This window comes from Falsirhodobacter xinxiangensis, from assembly GCF_004959935.1.
GTDB classification, from domain to species: domain Bacteria; phylum Pseudomonadota; class Alphaproteobacteria; order Rhodobacterales; family Rhodobacteraceae; genus Falsirhodobacter; species Falsirhodobacter xinxiangensis.
Map to the genome: position 1 here is coordinate 314,088 of NZ_SMYN01000001.1, position 14,318 is coordinate 328,405.

General features: G+C 61.4%; 14 protein-coding genes and 1 tRNA gene. 6 read left to right on the top strand and 9 right to left on the bottom strand.

Features of this window, described 5'->3' with window-relative positions:
* Positions 1-584: 584 nt before the first annotated feature.
* The 3 genes from rnhA to E2K76_RS01620 all read left to right on the top strand — a co-directional run bounded on the left by rnhA (position 585) and on the right by E2K76_RS01620 (position 4,004).
* Positions 585-1,106, top strand: coding sequence for a ribonuclease HI (gene rnhA, locus E2K76_RS01610; RefSeq protein WP_136682515.1), 522 nt, complete (start codon positions 585-587; stop codon positions 1,104-1,106).
* 74 nt (positions 1,107-1,180) lie between these two features.
* Positions 1,181-1,810 carry a ribonuclease H family protein gene (locus E2K76_RS01615; RefSeq protein WP_136682516.1) on the top strand — a complete coding sequence of 210 codons (630 nt, stop codon included), beginning with the start codon at positions 1,181-1,183 and terminating at the stop codon, positions 1,808-1,810.
* Positions 1,811-1,892: 82 nt separating this feature from the next.
* Complete coding sequence (locus tag E2K76_RS01620) at positions 1,893-4,004, top strand: hypothetical protein (protein ID WP_136682517.1); 2,112 nt, start codon at positions 1,893-1,895, stop codon at positions 4,002-4,004.
* 228 nt (positions 4,005-4,232) lie between these two features.
* Here the strand turns inward: E2K76_RS01620 and E2K76_RS01625 are convergent, their stop codons facing one another.
* The 3 genes from E2K76_RS01625 to E2K76_RS01635 all read right to left on the bottom strand — a co-directional run bounded on the left by E2K76_RS01625 (position 4,233) and on the right by E2K76_RS01635 (position 7,549).
* The gene (locus E2K76_RS01625) at positions 4,233-5,879 is read right to left on the bottom strand and encodes an AAA family ATPase (protein ID WP_136682518.1); all 1,647 of its coding nucleotides are present in this window, start codon (positions 5,877-5,879) and stop codon (positions 4,233-4,235) included.
* Between the two features lie 35 nt (positions 5,880-5,914).
* Entirely contained in the window at positions 5,915-7,312 is a 1,398-nt protein-coding gene (locus E2K76_RS01630; RefSeq protein WP_169053171.1) for a tyrosine-type recombinase/integrase, read from the bottom strand.
* A gap of 161 nt (positions 7,313-7,473) precedes the next feature.
* Positions 7,474-7,549 (bottom strand) — tRNA-Thr (locus E2K76_RS01635).
* A gap of 115 nt (positions 7,550-7,664) precedes the next feature.
* On the opposite strand from E2K76_RS01635, the gene E2K76_RS01640 reads away from it, so the two are divergent.
* Entirely contained in the window at positions 7,665-8,519 is an 855-nt protein-coding gene (locus E2K76_RS01640; protein WP_136682520.1) for a hypothetical protein, read from the top strand.
* On the opposite strand, the gene E2K76_RS01645 is transcribed toward E2K76_RS01640, so the two are convergent.
* Both E2K76_RS01645 and E2K76_RS01650 read right to left on the bottom strand, forming a co-directional pair.
* Positions 8,516-8,764 carry a DUF2312 domain-containing protein gene (locus tag E2K76_RS01645; protein WP_136682521.1) on the bottom strand — a complete coding sequence of 83 codons (249 nt, stop codon included), beginning with the start codon at positions 8,762-8,764 and terminating at the stop codon, positions 8,516-8,518. The genes E2K76_RS01640 and E2K76_RS01645 overlap by 4 nt on opposite strands.
* Before the next feature lie 7 nt (positions 8,765-8,771).
* Positions 8,772-9,365, bottom strand: coding sequence for a malonic semialdehyde reductase (locus E2K76_RS01650; protein WP_136682522.1), 594 nt, complete (start codon positions 9,363-9,365; stop codon positions 8,772-8,774).
* A gap of 68 nt (positions 9,366-9,433) precedes the next feature.
* On the opposite strand from E2K76_RS01650, the gene E2K76_RS01655 reads away from it, so the two are divergent.
* Both E2K76_RS01655 and E2K76_RS01660 read left to right on the top strand, forming a co-directional pair.
* Positions 9,434-9,649, top strand: coding sequence for a hypothetical protein (locus tag E2K76_RS01655; RefSeq protein WP_136682523.1), 216 nt, complete (start codon positions 9,434-9,436; stop codon positions 9,647-9,649).
* Between the two features lie 133 nt (positions 9,650-9,782).
* On the top strand, positions 9,783-10,202 hold the full coding sequence (locus tag E2K76_RS01660; protein ID WP_136682524.1) for a TIGR01244 family sulfur transferase: 420 nt from the start codon (positions 9,783-9,785) through the stop codon (positions 10,200-10,202).
* On the opposite strand, the gene E2K76_RS01665 is transcribed toward E2K76_RS01660, so the two are convergent.
* From E2K76_RS01665 to E2K76_RS01680, 4 genes are read right to left on the bottom strand one after another with little or no spacing between them, the layout of a single operon-like run.
* Entirely contained in the window at positions 10,199-11,068 is an 870-nt protein-coding gene (locus E2K76_RS01665; protein ID WP_136682525.1) for a FliM/FliN family flagellar motor switch protein, read from the bottom strand. The genes E2K76_RS01660 and E2K76_RS01665 overlap by 4 nt on opposite strands.
* Positions 11,069-11,120: 52 nt before the next feature.
* Positions 11,121-13,724 (bottom strand): sensor histidine kinase, encoded by a 2,604-nt coding sequence (locus E2K76_RS01670; RefSeq protein ID WP_136682526.1) that lies wholly within the window; start codon positions 13,722-13,724, stop codon positions 11,121-11,123.
* A complete protein-coding gene (locus E2K76_RS01675; protein ID WP_136682527.1) occupies positions 13,724-13,954 on the bottom strand; it encodes a hypothetical protein in 231 nt (76 codons plus the stop codon). Before E2K76_RS01675 ends, E2K76_RS01670 begins: the two co-directional genes overlap by 1 nt.
* Positions 13,951-14,316, bottom strand: coding sequence for a response regulator transcription factor (locus E2K76_RS01680; RefSeq protein WP_136682528.1), 366 nt, complete (start codon positions 14,314-14,316; stop codon positions 13,951-13,953). The genes E2K76_RS01675 and E2K76_RS01680 overlap by 4 nt, the downstream gene beginning before the upstream one ends.
* Positions 14,317-14,318 lie beyond the last annotated feature (2 nt).

Sequence of the window (14,318 nt, forward strand, 5' to 3'; positions counted from 1 at the left end):
ACTCGGAACACCGCAAGGGGGCTGCGAAATGTGACCAACAGCAGCGCCGAACGCACACGCGCGCGGTCTCATAACGCCCGCGCTAGGGAACTCGCTGAGGCGCTTTATAGCCTGCCGCCCTTTGAACGGCTCGGCTTCATGCGCGACTTGATCGAGGCGGCACGGACCCATGACGCCCACCTCCGGGGCATCCTGACAGACCCTCGCCTCTTATCGGCACCACCAGAGAAGGCGCATCTTTTCTTTCGCAGATGCCCCGCCTCATACCGGACTATCTCACAAGCCGCCGACGCCTACTGCCGACGCTTCTGGGGATACGGTGCCCCGGACGTGGTTCATTCTCGCTGTCCTGAGCCGCCTACCGGAGAAGTCATTCAGGCATCGGCGGCGGCATAATCCGCCCTCCACATCTATAAGAGGGGACCAAAAGTTGGCCTTTAGGGGGCAACTCAAGGTGCATCTCCATCTTGGCCATGCCGAGGAGACCCAGCCTCTTAGAGGCACCTTCAGTTGCATCTATAGGGCATGACGCCTTCAGGGTCTCAGCGCACAAGCGCCACCCCCACATCACCCCAAGGAAAAACATGAACACCGAAACACCAGCCGCTCAGGCGGCCCGAACGCGCATCGTCATTTATACCGATGGGTCTGCCTCAGGTAACCCCGGCCCCGGTGGCTGGGCTGCCATCCTTCTCCGCCTCGACGCAGAGAATAACGTCATCAAGAAGGTGCCACTCTCAGGCCCCGGCAAGTCTATCACAACGAATATCAAGATGGAGATGACCGCCCCCGCTGAAGCCCTCAAAGCGCTGGGGTCTCCCACCGACGAACACATCACCATCTACTCGGACCTTCAGATGATCTCGAAGGGAATGAACGAATGGCTGCTTAGATGGAAAGCACGAGGCTGGCTCAATGCCTCTAAGAAGCCTGTCGAAAACGCCGATCTCTGGCAGAACATCGAAGCCGCTGCCGCAGGGCGCAACATCTCATGGGAATGGGTGCGCGCTCATGCAGGCCATGAGTTTAACGAAGAAGCAGACACCTTGGCGAAAGAGGCAGCACAACTGGCGGCCCGCCGGGGCGTCACCTTCGCGGATACCTGACCCCGCCCCAGCGCCACACCTTTCAGAGAAACCCTCATAGGCTGCCCTTGCGCGGCCTGAATGGATGCACCCACATGCAAGACACCAGCACCACCCAGAAACCCACGGCCCTCCTCTCGTTCATCAGGGGGGCCGAGACTTCGCGCGGCTACGACGACAACTCACCGGACACTGCAATCACTGCAATCAACGTGTCAGAACACACCGAAGCGAGCGCCACGCGCATCGCCATTTACACCGATGGGTCTGCCTTAGGTAACCCCGGTCCCGGTGGTTGGGCTGCCCTCCTTCTCCGCCTCGACGCAGACGATAAAGTCATCAAAAAGGTCGCGATCTCTGGCTCCGGCAAATTCATCACGACCAACATCAAGATGGAAATGACCGCTGTAGCCGAAGCCCTCAAAGCGCTGGGACCGCCGACCGCTGAGCGCGTCGCCGTCTATGCAGACCTTGAGATGATCTCCAAGGGCGTGAACGAATGGCTGCCTGGATGGAAAGCCCGAGGCTGGCGTAACTCCGCGAAGAAGCCCGTCGAGAACACTGATTTGTGGAAGGACATCGAGGCCGCCGCCGCAGGATGGAATGTCTCGTGGCGCTGGGTGCGCTCTCATGTCGGGCATCAATTCAACGAGGAAGCGGATGCCTTGGCGAAGCAAGCGGCGGCGCTCGCTGCCAGTAGTGGCGTCACCTTCGCGGATACCTGACGCCGCTTCCCCGACTCCCCTGTGCCGCTCCCTGTCCCAACATCAGCGCGTTCGACGACACACATCTTGAAGGAATCAAAGAATGGCTAGAATGCCCGTAAACACCGACCTTGGCGCTATGCCCCAAGTTCAGGCAATCGCCCGCCCTCTCGGCATCGCGGCCCCCGTGGCCCAAGTCGCAGAGTCCCCTCTGCTGTCCCTTGCGAACTCCCTTTCGGCCATCCGACCGGAAATCCAAGGGTTCATCCAAGGGGCGCAGGACGACTACCGCGCCGCCGAGGAAACGCGCGCCTACGATACCATCCAAGGCATGACCTACGACCAAGCCCGTGGGGCTGTCTCGAAGGGCACCATGCGCAAGACCGAAAGCCCTTGGTATCGGGCAGCCTTCCAGAAGCAATTCGGGATGGCCCACGCGGCGAACCGTAAGCGGGAGATCATCACCGCCTACAACAACGAGTTCGACAAGGAAGGCGGCAACCTCGACGAGTTCTTGGCGGGCTATGCCCAGCAGGACTACGAGGCATACGGCGAGAGCGAGTTCATCGCTTCCGGCGTCCGCGAAGGCATGGCCGGGGTGTTCAACGACATCCGCAACCAACACGCGGAATACCGGGACACCCAGCTTCAGGCCCGCTCGGTTGACCAGTTCTACACCCTCGCAGGCGCGGCGGTGGACAATGCGGTCACCTCCGGGGCCGACATCGGGGCAACCCTGACGCGGCTTTACACGGACCACGAGAGCGCCTTGGGGATGACCCCCGGCCAACTCGACGCGGAAGCCCTGAAGCTGGCCGACAGGTATGCCGATGAGGGGAACCTCGCGGCTGTTGAGGCTATCCTCGCGGCTGACCCTGTGGGCCGTGGGTCTTTCGCCTCTCGCTCCGGTTATGTCGCCGATGTTGCCCGTATGAGGGAAACCGTAAAGGCGAACCAAGGGAAGGCCGACCGGGCGGGCAACGTCATGTCCGTGGTCGAACTCCGAAACAGGGCCGCTAACGGCACACTCGATGAACGAGACGTTCAACAGATGGACACCTTCGTTGGCGCGCATTCCATGACGGCAGCGGAGAAGGAGAGCCTGCTGTATCAAAACGCCAATGTCCAAGAGGCGCGGGTCGGACGGGCCTTCGAAGCTAACCTGCGATCAAACGCGATGGACACCGCTACCGCTTTGGTAACTAGCGGCGCGGCGCACACTGTTGCCTCTCAGACCGTCATCAACCCCCACACAGGCGGGGCGGTTACTCTCGACGCGGAGGAGATGGTGCAGGCAGTTGTCGATGAACAACTAACCGCGATGGCGGCGCAATCAGCAACTCCGCAGGTAATGGCTTCGCAGCTAGCTTCATGGGGTGTGGGCGCGACCTATGAGCCTTGGGAAAAAGTCATGTCGGATGGCTATCTGTCTCTTGGCCCTGCGCGTATTCGAGCGGGCGAGAATGGCAATATTACGATCCCAGCACCCGCCCAGACAGCCTTTCAGCTTTGGAAGGCCATGGCGCACGAACCCCGCCTCAGAGACCGTCACGTCAAAGATGCAACGGCCGCCGCGATCTACAGAGATGCGGAGGTGTTGGAAAAGACAGGCGGGCACACGACCGAGGAAGCCCTAAGCGCGGCGGCGGGCATCGACCGGAAAAACTCACGCAGCAACCTCGCGACGCAGCTTGACAGAAACAAGTTTCACGAGGCCGTGAGGCGGGCCTCTGGTAGTCTCGACTGGCTAGGGGGGCGGCAGGAATATAACAACGCCGGTTTCGTCTCATATGCAATCGAAGAACACGCGCGAATCTTAATGGACTTGGGGCTTCCAATGGAAAACACGATACGTGAGGCAGCCGAGGCGTTTTCTGACTCGCATTCAGAAGTTATGGGTGTCGTCTACAACAATCGAGACGTCTTTGTGCCTACCGACTTCGACAAAATAGCGTCTGCAACAGTTCAAGCCTTTGCTGAGTCGAACGACCTAGATGCGGACGATCTGACACTTATTCCTGCACCGGGAACCCAGAACTACTGGACGATAGTCGACGAGCTCCTGCAACCTGTAGCGAACTCTCTGCCCATCCATATATCTCGACTTCAGATTGACCCGAACGCATTTTCCATGGGGGATGCAAATGAGGAGATAGAGGCATGGCAGACTATCCCGGATAGTCGGAATGACGACGAGCGCCCTGTCGCGCAGTGAAGATCGACGCTCAGTTCCCCCTATGGCTGACGCCAGAGACCATGCGGCAGCCCTGCGCTCGGACTGCGACTAAATTCACCTAGACCTACGGAATTTCTTCAGCCTGTTTCCGCTGCAAAAAACCTTCGTCATCCACAACATCCTCGCGTCTGTTGGCGAAGGACTCCCCAAATACTCCAACCTCTAAATGAAAAGTGTGCGGCCCTGCGAAATGCGGGGTCGCAAACTCTACATTCCTTTCCTACCGGGGTCCGCAATCCAATCAATTACGATGTTCATGAATTTCCAAACATCTGTTCCATCTGGGACCAATGGCTCTCGGTTTGTGGAATGCTCAAGCCTATTTAAAGCGGAGACAGCCCAATCAGTCTTTTTTCCTTCGATTCCCTTTTTAGGCAGCCAACTTTCGAGTTCCCCGCCGCGAACTGGAAAAACACCCCACCGATTGAGTCCATCAAAGAATTCATTTGCCGCATCCTTATCGCCATCAGGAAGGAATTCCACACCACCGTTTGCCTTCATATCCTTGCCGATCACATCGAAAGCCTTACAGAGGGCCGACCTCTGCTGACCCAGCCCCAGATGAAGAGCGTGCGGCACATTCGCGCTTTGCAGCCAACCTGCAAAAACTCCGCCACCATCCTTTAGTATGTCAATATCAGTTATAGCAGCCGCAGGAACGCCAAACTTTCGAAGCGGGCCAATTATATCCCGTATCGTTTGTTTATTTTGAGCATTGATAAAGAGTATAGAAGGTGCATCCTGTCTACCATCGGCTATCAAACGATAAATTTCCTGATAGAAGGCGCGGTCGTTGTCTGACTCAGAAACTACGACACCGTCGTAAAACAGCGCGCTCAGCACATTCGAACTTCGAATTAAAGGACGCTGAAAAAATGCTCTCAGGTCATTTGACTCTATTAGGATTCCTCGGGATTTTTTATTTCGATACTCCATCCTAACGACGCGCACATTTTGTCCTGACTCGATACACCCCATCAAAAAGTCAGAACTGTGGGTAGAAACCATTAAATTGGCATCTCCTGTTTTAGTGTAGTCGCCTAGAACACGCCCTAACCTTCGTGCTAACGGAGGATGTAAGAATGCCTCAGGTTCATCAATTAGAATAGTGTGGTAGTGCGCTGACATGATTGAGCAGATAATACCTATGAATGCTTGCACGCCGTCGCTAGCGTGCTCGACCAGAAGCGCACTTTTGATCTGATCACGGAATTCCTTTCGTAGCGACTGCTCGTCCGCAGGTAACTCCTCCACGGTTATTCGAAGCCGAAATTGACCTAGTGATGTAGCGTCAACAATAAGATTAACGCCTAGGCAGTCTCTAACAACTTTTTGAACCTCCCTCCTAGCTCCGTCATTTGAGAAGAGGAACGAAAGCATATTAGTTGGCGGCTTATCAATGTCTCCTGCGTCCCGCGCCACTATAAGAGAAAATCTTGAGCGCCCATCGAGCAGCGAAACGCCCAAACTCAAAACTTCTTTGTTGAAATATTCAGCAGAACCATCGCCGTCTGCTACGTTATACAAAGAGTCTCTGTGGACGTTCCGAGTTTGAAGCAATCCGGATGAGTCAAAGTTACCCAATCGGATGTGATCATCAGGCAAAAATTCATCTTGGGGAACTTCGATAGTATACTGCGCCAGAGCCCTTTCTATCTCCGTGCGGGTCACATCGGCATGAACCAACGCAGCGACGAGCGTGTTTGTCTGTTCATAAAAATATTGGCTCTTCATCTCACGGAGTGCGAGACTTTTGCCAGAGTTGTTTGGCCCGACAAAAATAGTTATTCCCGAGGCATCAACTTGCACATCTTCGGTCTCAGTAAAACGCAAAAGGTAAGAGGTAACTGCCAATCAACACCTCCAAATTTGATAGCTATGTATCAACGTCACATCCCTAACGCCACGTCAGCGCGGCCAGCGTAGCAGAAAAGCATCGATTTTTTCAATGCGGCACGTAGCCCGCTCGTAGTTTGCCTAAGTCTTTGGGGGTCAGACCCATAAACCCGATCTCCAATTCCACCGAGCGTATGGCCCAAAAGCAGGTTTTGCGTCTTCTCCTCGACCCCCGCATCCGCCAGCCAATCCTTCATGTTGTGCCGTAGCGAGTGAACAGTGTGGCGTTTGTCATCGGTGAACTTGCGGAGGTGCTTCATTAAGATCGCAGAGGCGGCATCCGGCCCTCGGTGCTTGGCGTAACGGGGGAACACCGCGTGCTCCTCTCGAGGCAACTCAAGGGCCTCCTTCGCGGCTGCCAGAGCATCCCCGCATAGTGGCACCGACCGGATGGACACTTGAGTCTTCAAGCGCCTGTCCTCGTTCCACTGAACGCGAATATGCGGAAACTCCCCATCGGTGACGACATCCCCCACATGCAGGCCGGTAACCTCTCCAAGGCGGCAACCCGTCCCCGTCAGGATACGCCAGATCAATGCCCCGTCCGGGTTCGTGCTGGTGGCCGTAAGGTGGGCGCGCATCTTCTCAATGACATCCAGCGGCAAGGGGCGGCGCTTCTCTACCTCAGCTTCTATCGGGCCACCTGAACGAGCCTCCGAAGGTGCCACCCCCGCGAATGGATTGATCGCCCTTCCCTCAAGGCGGAACTCTTTCAGCGCCATGCCCACGACTGTCCGAAGTAATCCAAGTTCCCGCTTGGCCGTTGCAGGGGTCAGGGTCTTACCCTTCCCGCCATTCTTCGGAGATGCGAGGAGGTGGTCTCTCAGCGCCCTTCCGTCTGCCCATGTGAACTTGGTCAGGGGCAGCCCAGCACGGTCCCCCAGCGCCTCCACAGCGCGCCTGTAGACCCGCTCAAGCCTCACGGCCCCTTCCCTATGCTCAGGCTGATCGCCACCCTTGAGGCGTTCCTTCAGGTAAAACTCCTTGGCATCGTAAAGGGTGGGTTCAGGGGGAGCCGCAGAGGGCACGACAAGGGCGCGGATGGTCATGGCATCCTCAGGGGACAGACCAACAACCTCGTCGTCCTCAGGGTCTCGCCGGTAGCGTGAGGCAATGCTGTCAGCTAGCAGCGCCCTGACCTCGTCATCGGCTACACCCGACACACCGCCCTTGAGCAGTGCGGCAGCCCTGACCTCAGCCGCGCGCCATTGTGCGAGTTCCGACAACGCGGAGGATGAACCAATCGCCGCCAGCGTCTCCGCCTTGGCTATCTCGCGCTCAATCTTGGCATGGGCATTCGCGTGTTCATTCACCAACGCGGCCCCTTCTCTGGCCTTCAGGGAGACGAGCCACCAATCCCTACCGACTACCTCCTTGAGCGAGTCGGGCACCCGTCTGCGGTAGCGAAAGCGGCCATCTCCACGGGCCTGAAGGTGCGGTAATTTCATCGCCAGAAACATCCATGTGTCCCCATTTGTGAACCCAAAAGTGGACCCGAAGGGACGAATATGGCCTGATATACTTGGAAAATAAGGGCTGATGCAAGCTAAGGTGGTGCCCCCAGACGGACTCGAACCGCCGACCCGCTGATTACAAATCAGCCGCTCTACCAGCTGAGCTATAGAGGCATTACGGCGGATTTACCGCGCAGTTCGGGGCAAGACAAGCCCAATGCACAGGAAAGCGGTTCACCGGGACGCCCATGCGCGGTATAGAACGGAAAAGACCGGGAAATACCTATAGATGCAGATAGTCTACCATCTTGGCGCCCATTGCACGGATGAGGAACGTCTCCTTCGCTGCCTGCTGAAGAACCGCGAGGCGTTGGGGGACGCGGGGGTCATGGTGCCCGGACCGGCCCGCTATCGCAACCTGATCCGCGATACCGCGACGGCGCTGCGGCGCATGCCGGCCACCGACGCAACGCAGGAGGAGGTGCTGGACCAGATCATGGATGCCGGCACGGCCGAACGGCTGATCCTGTCGTGGGAGAATTTCCTGTCCTTTCCGCAATGGGTGGTGCGGGGGCGGCTCTATCCGGCGGCGGGCGAGCGGGTGCGAAGCTTCACCAACATCTTCCCGTCCTTCGGGGCGGAGCTGCATATCGCGATCCGCAACCCCGCGACGTTCCTGCCGGCCCTGTTCCAGCGCCAGCGCGGCAAATCGGCCGAGGATTTCCTTGGCGGGATCGATCCAATGGGCCTTCGGTGGTCAGAGGTGATCGCGGATCTTCTCGCGCAGGATATGCCGGTGACGGTCTGGTGCGACGAAGATACGCCGTTGATCTGGCCCGAGGTTCTGCGCGCGGTGGCAGGCGTCGATATCCCGCTGGAGGGCGAAGACGAGCTGCTGGCGACGATCATGGACGAAAAGGGCATCGGGCGGCTTCGGGCACATATGGTGCAGCCCCTGCCGGTCGAAGAGCGGCGGAACGTGACCGCCGCGCTTCTGGAGGAACATGCAAAGCCCGAGATGGTCGATATGCAGATCGAAATGCCGGGATGGACCCCCGAACTGGTCGATGCGATGACAGACGCCTATGAGGAGGACATCCTGCGCATCATGGCCATGCCGGGGGTGCGGTTCCTGTCGGCCTAGCTCATCCCGAGGGCGGTCTTGTACATGTCCATGATCGCCTCTTCCTCGGCGATGTCGTCGGGCTTGCGCTTGCGCAGGGCGATGACCTTCTTCATCACCTTGGTGTCATAGCCGCGGCCCTTGGCTTCGGCCATCAGCTCCTTCTGCTGTTCGTTCACGTCCTTCTTCTCGGCCTCAAGCTGTTCGAACCGTTCGATGAACTGGCGCAGCTCGTCCGCGGTGACGTTGTAATCGATGTCGCTCATGTGATCCTCAGACGATGCTGGCGGTGAATTCGGGGGCGTGACGGGGGCGCTGCGGGCGAAGGGCTTCGGCATTGCCGTGGCCGAGGTTGACGAGCATGTTCACCTCCCACGACGGGTGATCCGTCAGGAAGGCATCGGCCACCTTCTGCTTGTCGAACCCGCTCATCGGGCCGGTGTCGAGGCCGAGGGCGCGCGCGGCAAGGATGAAATACCCGGCCTGAAGCGAGCCGTTGCGCTGCGCGCTTTCAAGTGCGGCGGCACGGTTGCCGTCGAACATCGACGCGGCATCGAAACCCGGCGCGGCGGCGTCCAGATGTTTCCAGAAATCGAGGTCGTAGCACAGGATCGCGACCGCCGGAGCAGCCATCGTCTTTTCCAGGTTGCCGCGCGACAGGGCGGGGGCGAGCCTCGCCTTCTCCTCGTCCGAGCGGACGAAGATCACGCGGATGGGTTGCTGGTTGAAAGCGGTCGGGCCGGTCGAGGCAAGCTCCACCACCTTCAGCAGCAGATCGTCGGAAACCGGCGCATCCTGCCAGCCGTTATGGGTCCGCGCCTTGCGGAACAGAAGGTCCAGCCCCTCAGGGGGAAGCACGTCGGTCATCGTCTCACTCCTTGCCAGCGGTCACCGGCTCGGTTACGCCCTCGGGGCAGAAATTGGAAGGGGCTGGCATGGAGTGGTTGATCGTTCTGGGGGCGATCCTGTCGCTGGCAGGTGTTGCCGGGCTGGTCTGGTGCATCGTGCTTGCCCTGCGCATCCGGCGCGCGAACGCCCCCGAGGAAGTGGTGCGCGGCAAACTGCAACGCATCGTCATGGTGAACCTGATCGCGCTGGGCGTGTCATCGCTGGGGCTGATGCTGGTGGTGGCGGGCATCCTTCTGGGCTGACGGGGGCGCTCCCGCCACTCGTTGATGCCTTTGGCATCTTCTCGACGTTGGGCCGGGCGCCGGGGCTGCGCCCCGGCGCGGTTGCTCCTGCGGCGCGGCGGCGCTACTATGCTTCGAAATTGAAGGAGGCATCATGGAAATCCGCGCGCTGACAGATACTTACGCCGTTTCCCCGCAGATCGAATCCGGCGATCTGGCCGCGATCCGTGCAGCAGGCTACACCACCGTGATCGACAACCGTCCCGACGGCGAAATCCCGGTGGAGCTTCAGACCGACACGATCCGCGAAGCGGCGCAGGCGGCAGGGCTGACCTTCGTTGCCAACCCCGTGATCGGCGGGCAGCTGACGCAGGACAACGTGGACGCCCAGCGCGCCGCGATCGAGGCCGCGGAAGGTCCGGTGCTGGCCTATTGCGCGTCGGGCAACCGCAGTTCGGTCGTATGGGCGCTGGCACATGCGGGGCAGCTTCCGGTGGACGATCTGATCGGCCTGCCAGCGCGCCACGGTTATCAGCTTGAACACCTGCGCCCGACCCTGGAGCGTCTGGCCTAACCCACCGCGCGCAGCGGCACGACGTTGACCGGCTCCTGCGCCGCAAGGCGCAGCGCCCGCATCCCCCGGTTCTGGCCCAGCTTCCCCTCGGCAAGACGCCGCCCCTGCCCTTCCAGCAATATCCGGTCCAAAGCCGCGAGGGGCAGCGGCATCGTATCGCCCTCGGCCCAGTTCAGCACGGCCGACAGCGGCACGGTCACACGATACAGCACCGCATCCATCACCGCATCGACCGCCATCACCTGTTCGGCCAGACGTTCTGTGAACCCCTCATCCTCCGGCTCGGCCAGAACGGGCACGTCGCCACGTCCTTCGGCGGGCAGGGCCAGCACCACCTCGCCCCTGCGGATGCCGTCACCCAAGGACACCTGCGCGACCATCAGGCGATAACCGAAATCTTCCAGCAGCAGGTCCAGCGGGCGCGGATCGGGCAAGAAGGAATGATAGCGATAGCCCCCCGCCCAGACGAGGTCGTGATCGCTGGCCAGCCCCTCCTCCAACCCGGTCAGCGCCAGATCGACGACGCCCGACACCATCGCGGCATCGGTGCGGGTGGGGCGGCGCGTCGGGACGGGGCGGTCGGTGACTTTGCCGATGGTCTGCACCTCGGTCATCGCGGCCAGCACCTCGGGCGACAGCGCGACGAGGCCCATGCCACCCGGCCCTTCCAGCATCCCCAGAAGCGCACGGTCAGGCAGGCTTTCCAACAATTCGCCCAAGGACACGCGCGATACGGAAAGCCCGATGATCGACAAGGCCAACGACAGGCCATCCCGCGCGGCGCGGGCCAGCGCCATGCGCCAGATACGGTCCCCGCCCGATTCCGCCGCCGGTTTGGCAAGGGAGAGTTTACGCCTGATCGTCACGGTTGCCCCCTTTCGTCACGCCATCCGTCGCACAGGAAAGCTAACGAAGGGTTTACAGCGGCAGCCAGACCCGGAAGGCCGCACCGCCCTGCCCCGGCAGGTAGGCGATGGTGCCGCCAAGATTGGCCATGACCTCGCGGCAGATGGCAAGGCCAAGGCCGGTGCCGGCTTGACCGCTTTCGTCCAGCCGCGCGAACTTTTCAAAGATGGTCGCCTGCGCGGGCCGCGGGATTCCACGCCCGTTGTCGATGAAATCCACCGTCACGCCCGCATCCTGCGCCCGGACGACGATGCGAAGCTGCGGTTCTGCGGCATCGCAATATTTCCGCGCATTCGCGATCAGGTTGATGAAAACCTGCGCCAGCCGGTCAGGATCGGTCCGCAGGACCAGCGCCTCGGCCCCGCTGTCGCGAAACACGGTCAGATCGTGCCGGGGGCGCACATGTTCGGCGGCCGCCAGCGCCCGGTCCAGCACCGCCCGCAACCGCACGTCCGAGATGTGAAGCTGCACCTGCCCGCTTTCCAGCACAGACAGGTCCAGAAGATCGTCCAGCAGCCGCGTCAGGCGGATCGCTTCGGCATGGATGATGCCCGCCTGCCGCCGCGCATCCTCGGGCGCGACATCGCCCATCAGGATTTCAGAGAACGCCAGAATCGAGGTCATCGGCGTGCGCAGCTCGTGGCTGATCTGGCCAAGGAAGGCGTCCTTCTGCTCGGCCAGCCGGGTCAGCTTGGCGTTGGCATCGCGAAGGGCGGCGGCGGTTCGGGTCAATTCCTGCCGCTGGCTTTCCAGGCGCGCGGAATATTCCATGATCTGCGCCGCCTCGTCCGCGACCGCCATCAGGTCGGCAACCGTGACCGCCGCACGGCCCGCGACCTGAAAGATCATCGCATGCGCCGTCGCCGCGCCGACCGCGCCCGCCAGCCGCCGCTCCAGCCGCTCCAGAAATGCCGGGGTCGGGTCGGGCAGATAGCCCGCGCGGCCCTGCGCCCGCGCTTCGGTCAGGAAAAGGGTCAGCGCCGTCTCCTCGCCCAGAATGCGCTGGGCCATGACCAGCAGGTCCTCGGCCTCTGGCGCGCCGCCGGACCAGCCGCTCGGCCCCGGCGCGGTGTCGAACACGCCGACGAAAGCCGCGCCCTGAAGCCGTTCCATCGGCGAAGGGAAGCTGAGAATCGACCCCACGCAGAACCCCGCGATGTTCAGCAGCAGCGACCAGAACAGCGCATGCAGCAGCGGGTCCATCCCTTCGGTCCCGAACAGCGCATGCGGGCGCAGCCAGTCGATGCCGAACCCGTCGGGAGAGATCGCACCGAAGGACGGCAGGAACAGCGTATAGATCCAGACCGCCGTCCCCAGCGCCAACCCCATCGCCGCCCCGATCCGCGTCGCCCCGCGCCAGAACAGCCCGCCCACCAGCGCGGGCAGCACCTGCGCCACCCCGACAAAGGAAATCAGCCCGATCGACGCCAGCGCCGCCCCGCCCCCCGACAGCCGGAAATAGGCGTAGCCCAGTGCCAAGACCCCCGCGATCGACAGCCGCCGCGACAGCAGGACCACCCGGCGCACATCGCCCGATACGGCGGGCCGCATCAGCCCCAGCCAGATCGGCATCACGATATGGTTCGACAGCATCGTGGCCAGTGCGATGGCCGCCACGATCACCATGGATGTTGCGCTGGAAAACCCGCCCAGAAACGCCAGCATCGCCAGATCGCCGCGCCCCGCCTCCAGCGGAATGGTCAGCACGAACAGGTCTGGGTTGCCGTCCGGCAGCATCTCCAGCCCCACGACGGCGATGGGGATAACGAAGACGCTCATCCCCAGCAGGTAAAGCGGAAAGGCCCAGCCTGCGGTGGCAAGATGCTTTTCGTCGGAGTTTTCCACCACAAGCACCTGAAACATGCGTGGCAGGCAGATCACCGCCGCAGCCGAGGCGAAGGTCAGCCCCGCCCAGCGCGCAGGCTCCAACGCCCATTCGGGGCGGTCGGCGGCCTGTATCCGCCCGAGGATATCCGCCGGCCCGCCCGCGATCCCCCAGACGACGAACACCCCCACGGCCAACGCCGCGACCAGCTTCACCACCGCCTCCACCGCAATGGCGGTCACGACGCCGGTGTGGCGTTCGTTGGCGTCAAGGTTGCGGGTGCCGAACAGCACGGTGAACAGCGCAAGGCCGATGGCGACCCACAGCGCGGTCCCCTCGCGATCCTCGCTGGCAAAGACGCCGAAGCTCAGCACCACCGATTGCAGTTGCAGCGCGATGTAAGGCGTCGCCGCCACGACCGAAATCAGCGTGACCGCCACCCCCAGCAGGTTCGATTTGCCATAGCGCGACGAGATCAGGTCCGCGATGGAGGTCACCCGCTGCTGCCGCCCGATCCTCACCAGTTTGCGCAGCAGCCCCCACCAGCCGACGAAGACCAGCGTCGGCCCCATATAGATCGTCATGAACTCCAGCCCCGACGCCGCCGCCGATCCCACCGCGCCATAGAACGTCCATGCGGTGCAATAGATCGACAGCGACAGGGTATAGACCAGCGGCGAACGCAGCCAGCGCACCTTTCCCGCCGCCGCCCGCCGCTCTGCGATGAAGGCCACGAGGAACAAGAAGATGACATAGCTGACGCAGGACAGGACCAGCAGGTTGAAGGGCATTATTCCTCCGGCCCGCTTTCATCCGCCAGCCACAGACGCAGCACCGCCGCAACCGCCACCAGCCCCAGCCAGACCGCCAGCATGTAAAGCCCGTTCAGCCCCGTCCCGCGCGAGGGCCACAAGAGCGGCATCAGGAACAGAACCGCCCCGGCGAACGGCAATATCCGCGCCGCATCGCGCAGCCGCCGGCGCCGATATGGCCCGCGCGCAAGGAACAGCGGACGCTTCACTGCGGCACCAGCAGGCGCACCTGTTCAAGGATTTCCGCGTTGGAGAACGGTTTGGTCATGAACCGGCTGACGCCCGCCTTTTCCGCCGCCTCGCGGTCGCGGTGCTGTCCACGCGCGGTCAGCATCAGGACCGGAAGATCCGCCATGTCCGGATCGGCGCGCATACGGGTCAGGATGTCGAACCCGGACTGCCCCGGCAGCATCGCATCCAGGATCACGATGTCGGGCGCAACGCAGCGCACGGCCTCCAGCGCGCCGGCCCCTTCGGGATAGATGGTGACGTGCCACCCGTCGCGCGACAGGATGAAGCGGATCGCCTCGGCGATGTTCGGCTCGTCCTCGATCAGAAGCACATGTCCCATGA